Below are 18,894 nucleotides of genomic sequence, written 5' to 3' on the forward strand. Positions count from 1 at the left end.
ATTAGTCAAGTATTTTAAATGCTAGGTTCTAGGTTCTAGGTTTTAAAAACTTGTAATACTTGACTGTTTTGGTCAAGTATTACGCTCATTGTAATTAGTTGAGTAATTTAGTCAAGTATAAGTGTGGGGTTTTATCACTAATCACTCTTTTATAGACTTGTTTATTGAAGTAAGAATTCCTCTTAAAATATTCATTTCTGCATCTTCTGGTCGAGCTCGGTTAAACAAGCGACGTAACTTGGTCATTACCATGCCTGGGTGTTGCTTAATAATGAACCCTGTTTTATACAAGGTTTCCTCAAGGTGCTCGTAAAATAGCTCAGTTTGTTTAGATGATGGATATTGGGTGTCGTCGTCTTCTTGTGCAGCTTTAGGCTGTTGATTTAAAAATGCCATCCGTGTTTCATAGCATAAAGTTTGCACGGCCATGGCTAAATTAAGTGAGCTGTATTCTGGGTTAGCAGGGATACACACATGGTAATTACACAGCTGTAACTCTTCATTAGTTAAGCCACTGTTTTCACGGCCAAACACAAGCGCCACCGGGCCATTAACGGCTTCGCCAACAAGCTTTTCACCACATTCACGCGGCTCTACCATAGGCCAAGATAATGTACGCGAGCGAGCGCTGGTGCCAATAGTTAATGCACAATCGGCAATGGCATCGGCAACGGTATCAACAATAACAGCATTACCTAGTACATCGGTAGCACCGGCAGCCAGTGCGCTTGCATGACTGTCTATTTCACAAGCAGGATCAACAAGATATAACTTTGATAATCCCATGGTTTTCATGGCGCGTGCCGCTGAACCAATATTACCAGAATGTGAGGTATTAACTAAAACGATGCGAATATCATCTAAGATCATTACAGTGCTACTTATCGTGTACAAAAAAATTGCGCAAATTCTAACATGAAAACGTGCACAGATCCTATATTCAATAGTCGCGATCTAAAAGATCAGTTCGAGGTCAGCGGTCAGCGGTCAGCGGTCAGCGGTCAGCGGTCAGCGGTCAGCGGTCAGCGGTCAGCGGTCAGCGGTCAGCGGTCAGCGGTCAGCGGTCAGCGGTCAGCGGTCAGCGGTCAGCGGTCAGCGGTCAGCGGTCAGGTAGTAAAATAAAACACCGAGCCTTATGCAAGCCCAGTTTTTATATCATAGGCGAGAGTTTACCTCGCGCACTTTCACAACATGTCAAACTACCTGCGCGGCGTAAAGCCCCGCCTACTCTTAACCCTAACACTGTGCTTGGCTTAATCTCTACCTAAAACCTAACACCTAGTCACTTCCCTAGGGCCTAATCACTTTAATCTCTTACTCTGTGTTCTCTTTACCTCTGTGGTAAATAAAATCATTAACAAATATAACAACAAGCCGCCATGCGGCTAATGTGAGCAAGCTCTACGTCTACAAAATATTTTAACTTACCCGCGCCCCGTCGCTCGTAACCTTTCGCCTTTAACCTTTAATCTTTAACCTTTCGCCTTTAAAAAGACGCGGGGTAAACCCGCTGCTACATGTGCGCGGCGTAAAGCCCCGCCTTGTTTAACCCAAACACCGTACTTGGCTTAATCTTTTGCTGACAACTGACAGCTGAAGACTAAAAACTGTTCTTTAACCTAAACCATCGCGGCTTTTACATACACATCAAACCGGTTCTTTTTGGTTTTGATCTGCATGCTTGGGGTTTTATCATTTAAAAATGGCGCGTAGTCGGGGCGTTTAACCACCACACGTTTACTGGCAAGGGGGTAAGCAAAGGTGAGTAAGTCGTCTGCGTCATCATCGCCACCGACTAACTCTTGAAATACGCGCATTTCTTTTTTAACTAATGCTGACTTTTCACGGTGCGGAAACATCGGATCTAAGTAAACAACATCAGGGATGCTGTTACATTGTGCTAATAAGGTATGGCTTGAACCAAAAATTAAGCTCATATTTTGCTTCATCCATGGCCCAATGTCGCTATCAGTATAGGCACGCTGCAGACCATCATATAATAGTGCAGCCACAACAGGATGGCGCTCGTGTAAAATGACTTTGCATCCAAGCGAGGCTAGCACAAAACCATCACGTCCAAGGCCTGCAGTGGCGTCAAGCACAACCGGTGTCGCTCCTTTGTTTAATCCCACTGCTTTGGCAATTGACTGCCCTTTACCACCGCCAAACTTTCGGCGGTGAGCGGCTGCGCCACTTACAAAGTCAACATTAATCGCCCCTAGTTTAGGCTCATCAGATTTGTAGAGACTAAGCCCTTTATCATCGTAATGTAAACTAAAAGCACTACTTTGTTCTGCCCATTGAGCTAACCCAAAGCGTGTTTCTAGCTCATTTAAATAGGGCCGACACTCTTTAAACTCACACTGTATAACCACTTAATACTCCGATAGTAAATTACTGCTATTATACCCAAGCAGCAGCAATTTACTAAGATTGAACAGGGCCCTAAAGATTAAGCGGCAATGCCACTGTGCCTTAGTAAGGCGTCAACTTTTGGCTCACGACCACGGAAGTTTTTAAACAAAGTCATAGGCTCTTCGCTGCCGCCTTTTTCAAGAATATGCTGTAAAAATGCTTGGCCTGTTTGAGGATTAAAAATCCCCTCTTCTTCAAATTTAGAATAAGCATCTGCCGAGAGTACTTCTGCCCATTTATACGAGTAATAACCAGCGCTGTAGCCACCAGCAAAAATATGACTAAAGCTATGCTGAAAACGGTTAAACGCTGGCGGTTTAATGACTGAGGTACGACTGCGAACATCATCAAGCACAGCTTGAATGTTACATGGTTTGCCTGCCACATAATCGTGATGAATTTTAAAATCAAATAATGAAAACTCAAGCTGTCTTAGCATTTGCATCCCTGAGTTGTAATTTTTAGCCGCAAGTAGTTTATCAAGTAACTCTTTAGGGAGTGGTTCACCGGTTTCATAATGACCAGAGATAAAGCTCAGCGCCTCTTCTTCGTAACACCAGTTTTCTAAAAACTGACTTGGCAGCTCTACAGCATCCCATGCTACCCCATTAATACCGGCAACAGGTGCTGCGTCTACTTGCGTTAGCATATGATGAATACCGTGGCCAAACTCATGGAATAAAGTTGTTACTTCATTATGGGTAAACAATGCGGGTTTATCGCCAATTGCTTTATTGAAGTTACACACTAAGTAAGCAACCGGTGTTTGTAGCTCACCATTCGCGCGCACTTTACGACCCATACAGTCATCCATCCACGCGCCACCACGTTTATGATCGCGCGCATATAAATCTAAATAAAAGCGACCACGTAAGCTATTATTACTGTCGTAAATTTCAAAAAAACGTACATCTTTATGATAACTATCAAACTCAGCGACTTCTTTTACGGTAATGCCAAATAGGCGATTAACCGTTTCAAACAAACCACTGAGTACTTTATTTGCAGGAAAGTATGGGCGTAATACTTCATCCGAAATGGCGTATTTTTCTTGTTTTAGTTTTTCACTGTAATAACCAAAATCCCACGCTTTTAGCTCACTAATACCGTGCTTTTGCTCGGCATAGTGTTGCAACTCTTTAAGTTCTTGCTCAGCCTGCGGTTTAGATTTAGCGGCTAGGTCTTCTAAAAATGAGAATACTTGCGCAGGTGACTCAGCCATTTTTGTGGCTAATGATTTTTCTGCATAGTTATTAAAGCCCAGTAATTGTGCAAGTTCATGACGCAGTGCCAGTTCTTCGCTCATAATGGCTGAGTTATCAAACTCTCCTGCATTAGGACCTTGCTCAGAAGCACGGGTAGAAAACGCGGTGTATGTTTCTTCACGTAGTTCTCGATCGTCCGCATAAGTCATAATTGGCAAATATGAAGGGAAGTCTAAGGTAAATACCCAGCCGTCTAAGTCTTTACTTTTTGCCGTATCGGCTGCTAATGCCAATGCTGATTCTGGTAAACCAGCCAACTGGCTTTCATCGGTAATATGTTTGTGCCATGCAAGCGTGGCGTCCATTACATTATTACCAAATTTTGAGGCAAGCTCAGATAAACGCGCACTAATTTCGCCATAACGCTTTTGCTGTTCAGGGTTTAATGCAATGCCTGAAAGTTTAAAATCTCGCAATGCATTAGTAATGGTTTTTTGCTGGGCAGTAGTCAGTGTTTTAAATTCATCACCGTTATAAAGCGCGCTATAAGCTTCGTATAAGCCTTGATGCTGGCCAACAAAAGTTGAATATTCAGAAATAAGCGGTAAACACTGCTCGTAAGCTTCGCGAAGCTCGTCGTTGTTCATCACAGAATTTAAATGCGATACCGGCGAGAATAATCGAGATAATTTGTCGTCAGCTTCTTCAAGAGGTAACACTAAATCATTCCAAGTGAAAGACTGCTTCGCTAATACATTAGCTATGGTACTGCGGCAGTGCTCAATACCTTCTTTTAGTGCCGGCACTACATGCGCTGGCTTTATTTTTGAAAAAGGCGGTAAACCTTCAAGCCCGATTAGGGGGTTTGTTTGTGCATTGCTCATAAATAGTTCTCGGTTTGTGCAAATATAAAAATTTAAGTTGGGGCAAAATACGTAAATACAAGGGCAAACCTGCTTTACATGGTTAACGAGTATGTATAGGTAAATGATCACCGAGCGGCTTGATCTGAAATAGTCTATCTTTCGTTTGATGGGGGGGATTTGAAAGATTTTAGCAGCCCTGAACAAGTGACTTGCTCATTGCATATGCTATCATCGGCACAGAAAAGTTAAATTAATATTTAGAGGATTAAACATGGCTCAGCATTTTGATTACATTGCAATTGGTGGCGGTAGTGGTGGTATTGCATCAGCTAACCGTGCAGCAATGCGTGGCGCAAAAGTAGCATTAATTGAAGCTAAACACATGGGTGGCACCTGCGTAAACGTAGGCTGTGTGCCTAAAAAAGTAATGTGGCATGGCGCTCAAGTTGCTGAAGCAATTAATCTTTATGCTCCTGATTACGGCTTTGATGTTGAAGTAAAAGGCTTTGACTGGGCTAAACTTGTAGAAAGCCGCGAAGCATACATTGGCCGTATTCACAAAGGTTATGATAACGGTTTAGCTAAAAATGGCGTTACCGTTATTAAAGGTTTTGCAAAATTTGTAGATAGTAAAACTGTTGAAGTAGATGGCGAGCATTACACCGCCGATCACATTTTAGTTGCTGTAGGTGGCCGCCCTACTATTCCTAACATTCCAGGTGCTGAACACGGTATTGATTCAAACGGCTTTTTTGAGCTGAATGAGCAACCTAAACGTGTTGCTGTGGTGGGTGCTGGCTATATTGCAGTTGAAATTGCAGGTGTTTTACATAGCCTAGGTACACAAACTCATTTATTTGTGCGTAAAAGCAAACCGCTGCGTACCTTTGACCCATACATCATCGACACCCTGGTTGATATTATGGCTAAAGAAGGCCCAACATTGCATACAGAATGCTCACCAAAAGAAGTGGTAAAAGAGGCTGATGGCAGTTTAACCATTCATTTTGAAAACGGTTATAGCGAAAATGTTGATCAGGTTATTTGGGCGATTGGCCGCACACCCACAACAGACAAAATTAACCTAGCTGCAGCGGGTGTTGAAGTTAACGAAAGCGGCTATGTAAAAGTAGATGAATATCAAAACACCACGGCTAAAAATGTTTACGCAGTGGGTGATATCATCGAAAATGGCATTGAGCTTACACCGGTTGCAGTAAAAGCAGGGCGTACTTTGTCGGAGCGTTTGTTCAATAAAGATCTACCAAACGATTTAAAAATGGATTACAGCCTAGTACCTACCGTGGTATTTAGCCACCCGCCAATTGGCACCATTGGTTTAACTGAGCAAGAAGCAATTTCTCAATACGGCGCAGAAAATGTAAAAGTATACAAATCAACGTTTGCTGCTATGTACACCGCGGTTACTCAGCACCGCCAAGCATGTAACATGATGCTAGTATGTGCGGGCCCTGACGAGAAAGTAGTAGGCTTACACGGCTTAGGTTTTGCTGTTGATGAAATGATTCAAGGTTTTGCAGTCGCCATGAAAATGGGTGCGACTAAGGCCGATTTTGATGCGGTTGTTGCGCTGCACCCGACTGGGTCTGAAGAGTTTGTTACCATGAGATAGGTTCGAGGTTCGAGGTTCGAGGTTCGAGGTTCGAGGTTCGAGGTTCGAGGTTCGATAAATTAAAAAGCCTTACGGTTAACGCTGCAAGGTTTTTTATTTGGGCTTTATGTGTATCTGTTAATTCTAACTACTAAATTTAGAGTACAACTTACAATCAACGGTGAACGCACTAAAATGTTAGCCGCCTACATGTTCAACTAACTGTACAAGTTGATTTTTTAGTCATATACTTGTCTTATTAAACGTACATGTGGAGATTTTATGAAAATTGTATCTTTTACCGAAGCTAGAAATAACTTGAAGCGCATTTTGGATGCTGTTGTTAATGATGCAGATACCACAGTGATCACGCGTCGTGATTCTGAAGATGCCGTTGTTATGTCACAGGATTATTACAATAGCTTAATGGAAACGGTTCATTTACTTCGTTCTCCGGCAAATGCTGAGCACTTACATCGTTCAATTACTCAATTTAAAGCGGGTAAGGTGAGCCAACGAGATTTAATCGATGAGTAGTCGTTTATTGTCATGGACTGATGAATCTTGGAATGATTATGTTTATTGGCAGACGCAAGACAAGAAAACACTTAAACGTATAAATAAACTCATCACGGATGTTAAGCGTTCTCCTTTTGAGGGCATAGGTAAACCTGAGCCATTAAAAGAAAATTTATCTGGTTTTTGGTCGCGGCGAATAGATAATACAAATAGATTAGTCTATGCGGTTGATGATAATGCTATCGCGATCATTTCTTGCCGTTACCACTATTAATATATCATAGTGTTAGGTTAGCAAAATGAAGCATCATGTTTTTCATACTTGTAGCAGCGGGTTTACCCCGCGTCGTTTTTAGGTTCTAGGGTTTAAGCCAGTTGTTCGCCTACGTTTAAACCAAACACATATACACAAAGAGAAGTGAATGAGGGTAAATGAGAAGAAAAAAGCCACGGGCTACATTGTCATTTACCTAAAACCTAATACCTGCTCTTTACCTTCAACCAGACGCGGGGTAAACCCGCTTATATGGACTCCTCCAATTGTACAAGCCTTTTTTACATTAAGATGATGTGATTGCGTGCTTATATACGGGCTCTAACGAGGCGCTACCTCGGCCACTTTGATGTTTTCGCGCCCTTGTGCCTTATCTGCTACACGGTATCTTCGTACGCTAGCGAGTTTACAGGCTCTCAAAGGTGGGTCTCACCGCTTAATGCTCTATCTTGGCTTGTTCAATTCTTCTGCTTACTGATTTTTTATTCTTTTATTTTATGCTGTCAGTAATGTTGGCTCATAATTCGTTCCATTTTTGAGTAAGGCGTAGGCGGTTCGCATTGTTTTGTTTGCTAATGCAATGGCGGCGCACTTGACACCTTTTCTTATTAGAAGGTTTTTTATCCATCGTTCTTTTTCTGTCGTGGCTTCTCTGTTTTTTAATTTACTCACTATCGAGCGAGCGCCTAAAAATAGATTTCGCCTTAATGCACCCCCTCGTCTTTTGGGTATACGGCCTATCTTTGCTTTACCGCCTGTCGAATGCTGTAATGGTGTCACTCCTGCACACGCCGCAGCACTTCTCCCATCGCTAAACTGTGTTGTGTTGCCTAAAAAAGACAGGAGCTCGATAGCCGTGATTGGGCCGACTCCTTCGAGTGCCATTAAGCGTTGACAGCCATCATTTTGTTTTGCAATACGTTCTATTTGTTTTTGCAACTCTACCTTGTTTTCACACTGTTGTTTATAAAGTGAATAGCTCAGCGCAAGTGCATGCTTTAGTTCTAGCGGCAGCGTGTTTTCTGCATCTTCTAAAATATCGGGTATGGCTGCTTTAAATGCGGCCTCACTTTGGTTAATCACAATACCAAACTCAAGAAGCAAACCACGTATTTGGTTTGATAATTGAATTTTTTGTTTATCTGCTAGCGCCCGAACCTTACTAAGGGACTGCAATGCTTGCTCTTCAATAGAGAGAATTTTACAGGTACGAACATTAGGAACTTTGCTAGCAATGGCTATCGCAATAGCATCGTTTGCATCTGTTTTTTGGCCTTGTCTAAATGCTTTAACAAATAAAGGGTCAAGCAACATGACTTCATGACCAAAGGATTGCGCAGTACGTGCAAAATATTGAGCGCTTGCGCATGCTTCCATAGCAACAACAGACGGTTTTGCTTTAACTAATAACTCAAGCAATGCTTTGCGGTTAACTTGCTTATTAAATTTCAGTTTACTGCCTTGAAACTGCGCTACTTGGAAAGTATTTTTTGCTAAATCAATAGCAATTAAATTAGACTGTGCCATGTATGGACTCCTTAATTGGTAAAAGATTTTCTGCAATTTCTTTATACCGTACTCTCACTTTAATGGGGAGGAGTCCATACATCTGCTACACGAATCAAGCCTAACCCGCCGCCTTTAATCTTTAAACCAAGCACCGTGCTTGGCTTAATCTTTTGCTGATAACTGACAGCTGATAGCTGCTCTTTCACCTTTAACCTTCGTATTTTAAGCTAAATGCTCCCTTGCTAAATATTCTAACGATTGCATTTCTTGCAAGCGGCTAATACAACGCTTAAATTCAAAGTTTAAGTTACCTTGTGTGTAAAGCTCGGTAATGGGTTTTTCTGCGGAAATAATTAAGGTGACATTGCGTTCATAAAATTCATCTACCAAGGCAATAAAGCGCCTTGCTGCATCGTCGTTATTTTGCCCTAGCTGTTTTACGTTAGATAAAATTACCGTGTTGTATAATCGGCTTATTTCCATGTAATCTACTTGGCTACGCGCGGTTTCACATAGTTCGCTAAATTCAAACATAACGATGCAATCAGACACCTTGCGGGTTTTGATCATCCGCCCTTCTATTTCAATTGGGGTGTCTATTTTACCGACCTCTGGGGAGAGCTTATCAAAGTATTCAAAGAGGTTTTTATCGGCTTGTTCATCAAGCGGGCTATGAAATATTTCTGCTTGTTCTAGTGTACGTAACCGGTAATCAACACCGGAATCTACATTAACTATTTCAGTATGCTTATTCACTAAGGCAATAGCTGGTAAAAAACGAGCTCGCTGTAAACCATTACGATATAAATCATCAGGTACAATATTAGAGGTCGCTACTAACACAATACCGCGAGCAAATAGCGCTTCCATTAAACCACCGAGTAACATGGCATCGGTAATGTCTTGAACAAAAAATTCATCAAAACAGATAATGTCTGTCTCTGCTTTGAAAATATCGGCAACTGTTTCAAGTGGATTGGCGGTGTTATTTAATTTTTTAAGCTCGTCGTGTACGCGGTGCATAAAGCGATGAAAATGCACTCGCATTTTTCTATCACCCGGCAAAGCCTCATAAAAAGTATCAACTAGGTAAGTTTTACCACGGCCTACGCCACCCCAAAAGTACAATCCTTTTATAGGGGCAGGTTCAGCTTTATTAAATAGCTTTGCAAAAAAGCCTTTAGGTTGCGGTTTTGCTTGTGTTAAATCGTCGTATAAACGCTGTAAATGACGAACTGCATTTTCTTGTGCTGCGTCATGTACAAAGTCATCGCGTTGAAGGTCTTGCTGGTATGTTTGCCAAGGAGTCATATCTATTTACAGTTAAAACACAGTTTAATTTGTAAAGCATATTAACACGCATCAATACTCAGGGTATATTAGACTTAGTATGAAATTATTATTGAACTAAATTTTCGCATAGAGGTGAATTTATGGGTACTTTTACATGGCTAGGTTTAGTGATAGTGGTTGCTATTGCTGCATTTTTTATTGGTGCCTTCGTCACTAAAAAACAATTTAAACAAGATGAGTTAGAACAAGAAGTAGAGCAAGCTAAGCATACTTTAGAGCAGTATCGCCAAGATGTAGCTGACCATTTGGCGAACACGGGTAAGTTAGTAAACAAAATGAAAGAAAACTACGATCAGTTATTAAGTCATGTTGAAGAAACCAATCAACTGTTACTTGAAGATAGAAATAAAGTGCCTGCTGAACCGTTTTTTTCTAAAGAAACCACTGAGCAGTTACAAGCATCATTAAAAGAGCGGTCACCTGATAGATCTACCGCACACGCTCAGCCTACTGATTATGTGTCAGGTAAATCTGGGTTATTTGCAGGTGATGTAGATACTTCAAAAGCTCCTTGATGAACTTTTTTTTGACCCCATAGTCTTTAGGTATACAGCTTTGTTGTTTTATCTTATCGATATTTTTTTGAGGCTGCTTATTGCAGCCTTTTGCTTTTTAAGTGGAGTAAACCCTGACTATGAAAATGAAATTATCACTCATCAGTGCTGCTATTTTATCTACTAGCTTATTATTAAGTCCAAGCGCTTCGTTTGCAAAGTTACCCGTTGCTGTTAATGGCCAACAATTACCAACACTTGCGCCTATGTTGGAAAAAATCACACCTGGGGTAGTAAGTATTCAGGTTTCAGGTTCTAAAGAGGTGCGCCGACGCGGTGACCCATTGGACTTCTTTTTTGGTAATCCTCAACCTCGCAATCAAAAGCGTCAGTTTAGTGGTTTAGGCTCAGGGGTTATTATCGATGCCGATAAAGGGTATGTCGTTACTAATAACCATGTAGTACAAGACGCTGAAAAAATGATCGTAACCCTTGAAGATGGTCGCGAGTATGAGGCAACAAAAATCGGTAGCGATAAAGAGTCTGATATTGCCCTTTTGCAAATAGACGCCGAGGAATTAACCGCGGTTAAACTCGCCAATTCAGATAACTTACGTGTTGGTGATTTTGCTGTCGCTATTGGTAATCCCTTTGGTTTAAGCCATACCGTGACTTCAGGTATTGTTAGTGCATTAGGGCGTAGCGGTTTAAATATTGAAGGCTATGAAGACTTTATTCAAACCGATGCCGCTATTAACCAAGGTAACTCGGGAGGGGCTTTAGTTAATTTAAACGGTGAACTGATTGGTATTAATACCGCTATTTTAGGTGCATCAGGCGGTAATGTAGGGATTGGCTTTGCTATTCCGTCAAATATGATGAAAAACTTGGTTGATCAAATTGTAGAGCACGGTGAAGTACGTCGTGGTTCGCTAGGTATTTCAGGTCGCCCTCTTGATGCCGGCCTTGCTAAGGCGCAGCAGCTTGATGTTAAACAGGGTGCCTATGTTATGCAGGTAATGGATGACACCGCAGCTAGCAAAGCGGGCATTAAAGCAGGCGATGTAATTATTAGTATTAACGGTAGTGAAATTAGTGGCTTCCATGAGCTTCGCAGTAAAATTGCTACCTTAGGTGAGGGCCGCGAAGTAAAACTAGGGATTTACCGTGATGGTAAAGTTAAAATCTTAAAGGTTACCCTAGATGGTGCATCGGGCATTACTGCTGCTGGTGAAGAATTACACCCAGCATTTCAAGGTGCGACACTTGAAAACGTGAAGAAAAATAATATAAAAGGGATTGAGGTGACCTCTGTCGATCCGCGTTCACCATCGGCACGGGTCGGTCTTGAAGAGGGTGATGTGATAGTACAGGTTAATCGCCAACGAGTAGAAAACATTCGTGATATGAATAAAATTATCGAAAATATTCAAGGTAATATCGTGTTAGGTGTAAAACGAGGACGCGAATCTATTTTTGTATTAATTCAGTAATAAACGTAATAAACCTAATAAAAGTAACAGCGGTACTTGCCGCTGTTATTTTTTTTGTGCCATCATAAAGGGATTGCTCACTAACAATAAGAATACCGTGCTTAAACTTCTAAAATTTGTTTTTCCTCCTCTACTTGCCGGTCTGGGCATTGCTTTTTTAGTGGTTTTTTTCAGCCCTAACATGCGCACTGCATTATTACCTAATGTGCCGCTACCTAGTGCAATGACTGCCAGCCATTTGAGTTTTGCTGATGCGGTTAAACGCGCAGCGCCATCAGTTGTGACTATTTTTTCAGAAAGTATTTCTAAAGAGCCGCGTTACAAACGCCAAAATACAGTGCAAGAGCTCGGATCTGGGGTGATCATGTCATCTGATGGTTATATTTTGACTAATTACCATGTCATTAATAATGCCGACCAAATTCTGGTTATTTTGACCGACGGCAGACGATTCTTTGATGTGCAACTCATTGGCTTTGATACCATTACCGATTTAGCGTTATTAAAAATTAACGCAAACCATTTACCTGTTATTCCAATAAACGATGACTACACAACAAGTGTTGGCGACTTAGTGCTGGCGATTGGTAACCCTCTTAATTTAGGGCAAACCATTACCCAAGGGATCATTAGCGCCACCGGTAAGCAAAAAATTACCGACAGCCCCTACAACAACTTATTACAAATGGATGCAGCTATTAACGTAGGTAACTCAGGGGGAGCGCTGGTAAATTCTAATGGCGACTTAGTGGGGATCACCTCTGCCCAATTTAAAACGCGAGAAAACTTAAATATACAAGGGATCTTTTTTGCTGTGCCTTACACATTAGTAAAAGAGGTGATGGGTAAACTTATTCGCCATGGTCGTGTAGTACGTGGCTATTTGGGCTTTGAAGGCACTGCAGTAGACAGTACTGGTAAAGAGGTTAACGATAGTTTAACGCCTGTGGCAGGGCTGCGTATTACTAATATAGACCCTTTAGGCCCTGCTTGGCAGGCTGGCATACAAGAGCAAGATATTGTGATTAAAATTGCTGGGCTTTCGGTGGCTAATCCACAAAATGTATTGAAAAAAATAGGCAGTACCGAACCGGGGAAAGAAATTGAGTTTGAGCTCTACCGTAACGGTGAAATACAAAAAATAATGGTGGAAGTAGCGGAGCTTGAAACTAAGAAATAAAGCGCTTATACCAATACATAATGAAGTGAATTGACATTAGACATAAAAAACGCGATATATCATCGCGTTTTTTATGTCTTAAATGACTAACTACTTTTGCGCTTGATGTTAGCACCTAACGCACTGAGCTTATTTTCAATACGTTGATAACCTCTATCTACATGATAAATACGATCAACAATGGTTTCGCCTTGAGCCACAATCCCTGTAAGAATAAGACTCGCTGATGCGCGTAAATCAGTTGCCATTACCTGTGCACCCGATAAGCTTTGTGTTTCACCACAAAAGGCCGTATTGCCTTCTAAGCGAATATTAGCGCCCATACGTTGTAGCTCAGGCACATGCATAAAACGATTTTCAAAAATAGTTTCAGTAATCGTCGCACTACCATTAGCCACCACATTTAAGGCGGTAAACTGCGCTTGCATATCGGTTGGGAAACCTGGATGAGGCATGGTTTTAATGTTAACCGCTTTAAGCTCTCGGCCTCGCATATCTAGGTAAATACTGTCATTGTGCACCTCTAACAACGCATTGGTTGCACGTAGCTTTTCTATTACTGGTTCTAAGGAATGAAAATCGGTCATTTTACACAGTACTTCGCCTCCAGCCATCGCTGCAGCCACTAAAAAAGTACCCGTTTCAATGCGATCCGGTAAGATGCGGTGTTCACACCCCGATAAACGCTCCACCCCTTCAATTTCAATACGGCTAGAACCCGCACCAGTAATTTTAGCGCCCATCGCAATTAAGCAATTAGCTAAGTCGATAATTTCTGGCTCGCGTGCTGCATTTTCTAGCACTGTTTTACCCTCAGCAAGCGTTGCCGCCATGAGTAAGTTTTCGGTTGCTCCCACACTGACCATTTCCATGAAAACGTCAGCGCCTTTTAAGCGACCCTCTACTTTGGCATTAATATAACCATTTTCCACGGTTATTTGCGCGCCCATGCGCTCTAAGCCTTGAATATGAATATCAACGGGTCTTGCGCCAATAGCACAGCCACCAGGTAACGACACTTGCGCTTGTCCAAAACGAGCCACTAGTGGCCCTAGTGCAAGCACTGAGGCGCGCATTTGCTTTACTAACTCATAAGGCGCCAAGGTGCTATTTACCGTTGCACCATCAATAATGAGTGCATCGCCCTGCCACTGAACATCAGCGCCTAACGTTTTCAGTAAGGCTTCTGTCGTAATAATATCGCGAAGATGCGGTACGTTAGTAAAAGTACTTTTGCCATCAGCTAATAAAGCGGCAAATAAAATCGGAAGAGCTGCGTTTTTAGCGCCAGAAATAGTTACTTCACCAGCCAGTGAAGTGCCACCTTGAATTACAAATTGATCCATTTAAGGGGCCTTATTTATTGCGGTAAAATGAATTTTTGCTCACGTTTCCACTCTGTTGGAGTAAATGCGCGGATAGAAACAGCATGAATAGTACCGTCTGAAATAGTGTTCATTAACGGGCCATATACAAGTTGTTGCTTTTTAACCCGACTTAATCCGTCAAAGCATTCACCCACCGCGATGACTTCATAATGACTGCCATTGGCTTTTACATGTACTTCAGCTAATTGAAGTTCGTCGCGTAATAATGTTTCGACTTGACTCGTTTCCATAACTCTCACTCAAATAGGGTTGTAACCTGACCCAACTGCATAAGATTTTGCAGTTGTTCAGGCGGGTTTTGCAATTCAAGGCGAATGCCTTGCTGCTTAAATTCTGTAAAAGAGTGAATTAACCAAGCTAAGCCGGCTGTGTCAACCCTTGTGACCTCACTTAGGTCAAAATAAAGGGTTTTATGCTCAGTTTGTCGCTTGGTATTCAGAAGCCGTTCATTGCCAATTGAATTATGAGTCAATTCACCAGTGACTCGTAAATGCTGATCATCGACTTGGCTAATTGCCAATTTAGTCATTTATTTCACTGCCTCTGAACTGAACTGGTAACTGACTTTTTTGCTCTAATAGGTCGCTAACACGGTTAATACCTTGTTGGCGTAAAATACCTTGGAGTTCGCTTTGTTTTGCATCAAGTAAACTAATACCCTCAGCAATCATATCGTAAGCGCGCCATTCGCCGCTTCTGTCTTCACGTACTTTAAAATCAATTTTAATATCAGGTTTGCCAGGCTCAACAATTTTAGTTTTTACTACCACCACATCTTTACCTTTAAATGGTTGCTCGGCAGCAAACTCAACATGTTGATTAGTATATTGAGTAAATACACCGGCATAAGTGGCAACAAGGTATTCTCTAAACGCGCCAATAAAGCGCTGAATATCTTTTATCGCTTGTGCCTTTTCTGCTTTATCAGTAATGGCGCGTACTTTTGAAACCTCGCCCCCTAATACGCGAAGTGCGGCATATTTATAATCAATGTACGGCATTAACTCTTCTTCAACGATTACGCGTAAGTGCTCTTTGTTGGTAGTAATTAATGATTGGTCTTGGGTGATACGCTCAAATGTATTATCTGCGACCTGACGCACCATTTTATTGGGATCAACTAATTTCACTTCGTCGGCGTATACACTTTGCACTAATGTTGCACTTATCAATGCGATACTTGCTAAAAATGTTTTCAACATAATAACTACTCACTACCTTGGTTGAATAAAAACTGGCCTATTAATTCTTCAAGCACTAAAGCCGACTTAGTGTCCGTAATTGAATCACCGTTTGCTAATGCTTTACTTTGCACCCCAAATAAGTCGTCGATCGCTTGATCTGCTTCGGTATTCTCTACATCATTACCTAGGCAACGTTGCTCCGCTGAGCCAGATGCAATAACGGGATTAATTCCTAGATATTGCTCACCTAAAATACCCGAGGTTAAAATAGAGATTGAGCTGGTATCTGAGAAACGACATAAATATTGCGCATCAATACTCATATTAACCACAGGTAAAAACTCTTGTGGATGCACATAAATTGACTCTACACGGCCAATAACAACGCCACCGACCTTGATAGGCGCACGCGTTTTTAACGACCCTATATTTTCAAACTTGGCGTTTAATGTGTAGGTTTCACCTGAGCCGCTAATACCCGAATTAGCCACTTTGAGCGCCAGCATTGAAAATGCCAAAATGCCCAGTGCTACAAAAAAACCAACTAAAATTTCTAATTTCCGTGAATTCATTATTTAATACCCTATTAGCTGGTAAACATTACCGCTGTCAAAATAAAGTCAAAACCTAATACCGCCAGTGATGAGTGTACCACTGTTTCTGTTGTTGCCTTGCTGATCCCCTCTGATGTAGGAACGCAGTCATACCCTTTGTAAAGCGCAATCCAGGTGACAACAATCGCAAATACGATACTTTTAATTAAACCGTTTAATATATCTTTATCAAACGATACTTGAGATTGCATAATTGACCAGAAACTTCCGGTGTCAACCCCTAGCCAGTCAACCCCAACTAAGTGAGCACCAATAATGGCTACGGCTGAAAAAATAAGTGCCAACAACGGCATACTGATCAAACCGGCCCAAAAACGCGGCGCTATAATTCGCCGAAGCGGGTCGATAGCCATCATTTCAAGTGACGACAACTGCTCGGTGGCTTTCATTAAGCCAATTTCTGCCGTCAGTGCACTGCCTGCCCTACCTGCAAATAATAATGCAGTTACTACAGGCCCAAGCTCACGTAATAAACTAAGTGCCACTAAAGGCCCTAGGCTGTCTTCAGCGCCATAATCAACCAATACGGTATAGCCTTGCAGAGCTAATACCATGCCAATAAACAACCCTGAAACAACAATGATCAATAATGACTGTGAGCCAACCATATATAATTGGCGCACCAGTAACGGCGTACCTTTTTTAAAATTGGGTACATGCCACAGCGCACTGACAAGCATGTGGGTTGAGCGCCCTAATGCAGCAAAACGCCCCAGCGTTTTATGGCCTATTTTTTGTAGTAAATCCAACATTACTGCTGCTCTCCTAACAGTTCATCTGCATAGGTTTGTGCTGGATAATGAAATGGCACTGGACCATCTGATAACCCTTTTAAAAATTGCTGAACAAGGGGTGATTGGTGTTCACGCATTTGCTCAGGTGTGCCACTACCAATAACGCCTTGATCAGCAATAATAATAACGTGATCAGCAATACTCATTACTTCCGTTACATCGTGTGTGACAATTAAAGAAGATAAGCCAAGTACTTCGTTTAAAGATTTGATCAGCTTAACCAGCACCCCCATTGATATAGGGTCTTGCCCCGCAAATGGTTCATCATACATGATAAGCTCAGGATCGAGCGCAATAGCACGCGCAAGCGCAGCACGACGTGCCATACCGCCAGATAACTCTGAAGGCATTAAATCTTTAGCACCGCGTAGGCCAACGGCTTGAAGCTTCATTAATACCACTAAACGAATTAAATCTTCACTTAGTTGCGTGTGCTCACGTATAGGAAACGCGATATTGTCGTATACCGACATATCGGTGAATAACGCGCCGCTTTGAAATAACATACTCATACGGGTGCGGGCTGCATAGAGTTCTTTACGTGACATAGCGACAATGCTGTCGTTTTTAAATAAAATATCACCGGAGTCTGGTTTAAGCTGACCGCCGATTAAACGCAGCATAGTGGTTTTGCCAATTCCGCTTGGCCCCATAATGGCAGTAATTTTACCTTCGGGTACATCAAAGCTCATATTTTTATATATGACCCTATCACCTCTAGAAAAGGTAACGTCCTTTACTTGTACTATTGATTGCGACAAGTCGCTCTCCATAACAATATTCTCTCGTATTTCTATTTTAAGGGTTTTTTAGTCAAGATGGAAAAAACAATTCGTAAGATTTTGTAATATTTTGGTAAAAACGCTCATAAGGTTGATTCAAATAACCTTAACCTTGGCTTAAATTTTCCCACAAAATCACTCAAGTTTCTCACTTAATACCTACATCACTCTTTTATTTATACTTTTAAAGAGGCTTTTGTTACTATTCGCGCTATCTGAATTTACTCTAACTGGCTTATCATAATGATTACCTCGTTTGTCATTTTAGTTCTTGGTTTTGCAGCTCTCGTATGGAGCGCAGACAGGTTTGTTTATGGTGCAGCCGCACTGGCTAAAAACTTTGGCGTGCCAACGCTAATTGTAGGTTTAACCGTGGTAGCTATGGGCTCTTCTGCGCCTGAAATGATGGTATCGGCCTCAGCCGCCTTGGCTAATAAAACCGATACGGCCGTGGGTAATGCAGTTGGTTCAAATATCACTAACATCTTACTGGTGCTAGGCGTTACAGCTCTTTTAAGGCCGTTATCAGTATCTTCAAGTACGTTAAAACGTGAAATACCATTAGTACTGCTGGTCTCTATTGCAACTTGGTATATTTTTTCAGATAACTATTTTTCATTTTTTGAAGGTGCAGCCTTACTATTTGGTTTTGTGGTTTTTATTGGTGGGCTTATTTTTATTTCGCTGCGAGCTAAAAATCAAAACGATCCATTTGTGAGCGAAGCCTGTGACGAAGTACCTGACAACGTACCAACCAAAAAAGCTATTTTTTGGCTGGTAGTGGGTATGATTTTACTGCCGGTTAGTTCACACTTTTTAGTCGGCTCAGCCGTTGATATTGCAAAACATTTTGGCCTAAGTGACTTGGTGATTGGTTTAACTATCATAGCCATAGGCACCAGCTTACCTGAACTTGCAGCTTCTATTGCGGGTGTACTTAAAAATGAAGATGACTTAGCACTGGGTAATATTGTTGGTTCAAATATTTTTAATATTTTAGCGGTTCTCCCGCTGGCAGGTTTAATTAATCCTTCAGTTATTGATGCTTCGGTAGCTAGCCGCGATGTCATTATTATGATTGGCGCAACCTTGGCACTCATTGCGATGTCATTGAACTTTAGAGGGCAAAGACGTATCAATAGACTAGAAGGTGGCTTGCTCCTGATCGCGTTTGTTATTTATCAAGGTTATATTTTTAGTCAAGTAGGGTAA

20 protein-coding genes and 2 pseudogenes are annotated in these 18,894 nt (G+C 41.6%); 9 read left to right on the forward strand and 13 right to left on the reverse strand.

Annotated elements, in window-relative coordinates:
- Window positions 1–141: 141 nt before the first annotated feature.
- Window positions 142–870 carry a tRNA (cytosine(32)/uridine(32)-2'-O)-methyltransferase TrmJ gene (trmJ, locus tag KG708_RS09000; RefSeq protein WP_213609050.1) on the reverse strand — a complete coding sequence of 243 codons (729 nt, stop codon included), beginning with the start codon at window positions 868–870 and terminating at the stop codon, window positions 142–144.
- Window positions 871–915: 45 nt separating this feature from the next.
- On the opposite strand from trmJ, the pseudogene KG708_RS17830 reads away from it, so the two are divergent.
- Window positions 916–1,047, forward strand: a pseudogene (locus tag KG708_RS17830) (hypothetical protein); the annotation flags it as partial.
- Window positions 1,034–1,114: pseudogene (locus tag KG708_RS17835) on the forward strand (hypothetical protein); the annotation flags it as partial. The pseudogenes KG708_RS17830 and KG708_RS17835, both read left to right, overlap by 14 nt.
- Window positions 1,115–1,619: 505 nt before the next feature.
- Here KG708_RS17835 and KG708_RS09005 read toward each other — a convergent pair.
- Together KG708_RS09005 and prlC are read right to left on the reverse strand one after the other, a co-directional pair.
- Window positions 1,620–2,375, reverse strand: coding sequence for a class I SAM-dependent methyltransferase (locus tag KG708_RS09005; RefSeq protein WP_213609051.1), 756 nt, complete (start codon window positions 2,373–2,375; stop codon window positions 1,620–1,622).
- Between the two features lie 77 nt (window positions 2,376–2,452).
- Complete coding sequence (prlC, locus tag KG708_RS09010; protein WP_213609052.1) at window positions 2,453–4,504, reverse strand: oligopeptidase A; 2,052 nt, start codon at window positions 4,502–4,504, stop codon at window positions 2,453–2,455.
- 253 nt (window positions 4,505–4,757) lie between these two features.
- Here prlC and gorA point away from each other — a divergent pair, with 253 nt between their 5' ends.
- From gorA to KG708_RS09025, 3 genes are all read left to right on the forward strand, one after another.
- Window positions 4,758–6,119 (forward strand): glutathione-disulfide reductase, encoded by a 1,362-nt coding sequence (gene gorA, locus KG708_RS09015; protein ID WP_213609053.1) that lies wholly within the window; start codon window positions 4,758–4,760, stop codon window positions 6,117–6,119.
- 261 nt (window positions 6,120–6,380) lie between these two features.
- Window positions 6,381–6,635: a type II toxin-antitoxin system prevent-host-death family antitoxin gene (locus tag KG708_RS09020; RefSeq protein WP_213609054.1), complete on the forward strand. Its 255-nt coding sequence runs from the start codon at window positions 6,381–6,383 to the stop codon at window positions 6,633–6,635.
- Entirely contained in the window at window positions 6,628–6,891 is a 264-nt protein-coding gene (locus tag KG708_RS09025) for a Txe/YoeB family addiction module toxin (protein WP_213609055.1), read from the forward strand. Before KG708_RS09020 ends, KG708_RS09025 begins: the two co-directional genes overlap by 8 nt.
- A gap of 495 nt (window positions 6,892–7,386) precedes the next feature.
- Here KG708_RS09025 and KG708_RS09030 read toward each other — a convergent pair whose 3' ends face one another.
- Genes KG708_RS09030 through zapE form a run of 3 tightly spaced genes read right to left on the reverse strand, consistent with a single transcriptional unit; the run spans window position 7,387 to window position 9,711 of the window.
- On the reverse strand, window positions 7,387–8,418 hold the full coding sequence (locus tag KG708_RS09030; RefSeq protein ID WP_213609056.1) for an IS110 family transposase: 1,032 nt from the start codon (window positions 8,416–8,418) through the stop codon (window positions 7,387–7,389).
- A 59-nt stretch (window positions 8,419–8,477) separates the two neighbouring features.
- Window positions 8,478–8,606: a hypothetical protein gene (locus KG708_RS17595; protein ID WP_301003342.1), complete on the reverse strand. Its 129-nt coding sequence runs from the start codon at window positions 8,604–8,606 to the stop codon at window positions 8,478–8,480.
- Window positions 8,607–8,622: 16 nt separating this feature from the next.
- Window positions 8,623–9,711, reverse strand: coding sequence for a cell division protein ZapE (gene zapE, locus KG708_RS09035; RefSeq protein ID WP_213609057.1), 1,089 nt, complete (start codon window positions 9,709–9,711; stop codon window positions 8,623–8,625).
- A gap of 122 nt (window positions 9,712–9,833) precedes the next feature.
- Between zapE and KG708_RS09040 the strand changes: the two genes are divergently transcribed.
- The 3 genes from KG708_RS09040 (at window position 9,834) to KG708_RS09050 (ending at window position 12,920) form a co-directional block, all read left to right on the forward strand.
- The gene (locus KG708_RS09040) at window positions 9,834–10,268 is read left to right on the forward strand and encodes a YhcB family protein (RefSeq protein ID WP_213609058.1); all 435 of its coding nucleotides are present in this window, start codon (window positions 9,834–9,836) and stop codon (window positions 10,266–10,268) included.
- A 119-nt stretch (window positions 10,269–10,387) separates the two neighbouring features.
- Window positions 10,388–11,740, forward strand: coding sequence for a Do family serine endopeptidase (locus tag KG708_RS09045; RefSeq protein WP_213609059.1), 1,353 nt, complete (start codon window positions 10,388–10,390; stop codon window positions 11,738–11,740).
- Window positions 11,741–11,837: 97 nt separating this feature from the next.
- Window positions 11,838–12,920, forward strand: coding sequence for a trypsin-like peptidase domain-containing protein (locus tag KG708_RS09050; RefSeq protein ID WP_213609060.1), 1,083 nt, complete (start codon window positions 11,838–11,840; stop codon window positions 12,918–12,920).
- Window positions 12,921–13,006: 86 nt separating this feature from the next.
- Here KG708_RS09050 and murA read toward each other — a convergent pair whose 3' ends face one another.
- Genes murA through KG708_RS09085 form a run of 7 tightly spaced genes read right to left on the reverse strand, consistent with a single transcriptional unit; the run spans window position 13,007 to window position 17,673 of the window.
- Window positions 13,007–14,266, reverse strand: a complete 1,260-nt coding sequence (gene murA, locus KG708_RS09055) for a UDP-N-acetylglucosamine 1-carboxyvinyltransferase (RefSeq protein ID WP_213609061.1) — start codon at window positions 14,264–14,266, stop codon at window positions 13,007–13,009.
- Between the two features lie 14 nt (window positions 14,267–14,280).
- Window positions 14,281–14,538, reverse strand: coding sequence for a BolA family protein (locus KG708_RS09060; RefSeq protein ID WP_007378312.1), 258 nt, complete (start codon window positions 14,536–14,538; stop codon window positions 14,281–14,283).
- Window positions 14,539–14,543: 5 nt separating this feature from the next.
- Window positions 14,544–14,837: an STAS domain-containing protein gene (locus tag KG708_RS09065; RefSeq protein WP_213609062.1), complete on the reverse strand. Its 294-nt coding sequence runs from the start codon at window positions 14,835–14,837 to the stop codon at window positions 14,544–14,546.
- Entirely contained in the window at window positions 14,830–15,510 is a 681-nt protein-coding gene (locus tag KG708_RS09070) for an ABC transporter substrate-binding protein (RefSeq protein WP_213609063.1), read from the reverse strand. Before KG708_RS09070 ends, KG708_RS09065 begins: the two co-directional genes overlap by 8 nt.
- A 5-nt stretch (window positions 15,511–15,515) precedes the next feature.
- Complete coding sequence (mlaD, locus tag KG708_RS09075; RefSeq protein ID WP_213609064.1) at window positions 15,516–16,064, reverse strand: outer membrane lipid asymmetry maintenance protein MlaD; 549 nt, start codon at window positions 16,062–16,064, stop codon at window positions 15,516–15,518.
- A 14-nt stretch (window positions 16,065–16,078) separates the two neighbouring features.
- Entirely contained in the window at window positions 16,079–16,858 is a 780-nt protein-coding gene (mlaE, locus tag KG708_RS09080; protein ID WP_213609065.1) for a lipid asymmetry maintenance ABC transporter permease subunit MlaE, read from the reverse strand.
- Window positions 16,858–17,673: an ATP-binding cassette domain-containing protein gene (locus KG708_RS09085; RefSeq protein WP_213609066.1), complete on the reverse strand. Its 816-nt coding sequence runs from the start codon at window positions 17,671–17,673 to the stop codon at window positions 16,858–16,860. Before KG708_RS09085 ends, mlaE begins: the two co-directional genes overlap by 1 nt.
- A 252-nt stretch (window positions 17,674–17,925) precedes the next feature.
- Between KG708_RS09085 and KG708_RS09090 the strand changes: the two genes are divergently transcribed.
- Entirely contained in the window at window positions 17,926–18,894 is a 969-nt protein-coding gene (locus tag KG708_RS09090; RefSeq protein WP_213609067.1) for a calcium/sodium antiporter, read from the forward strand.

This window comes from Pseudoalteromonas sp., assembly GCF_018402495.1.
In the GTDB taxonomy this organism is placed as follows: Bacteria; Pseudomonadota; Gammaproteobacteria; order Enterobacterales; family Alteromonadaceae; genus Pseudoalteromonas.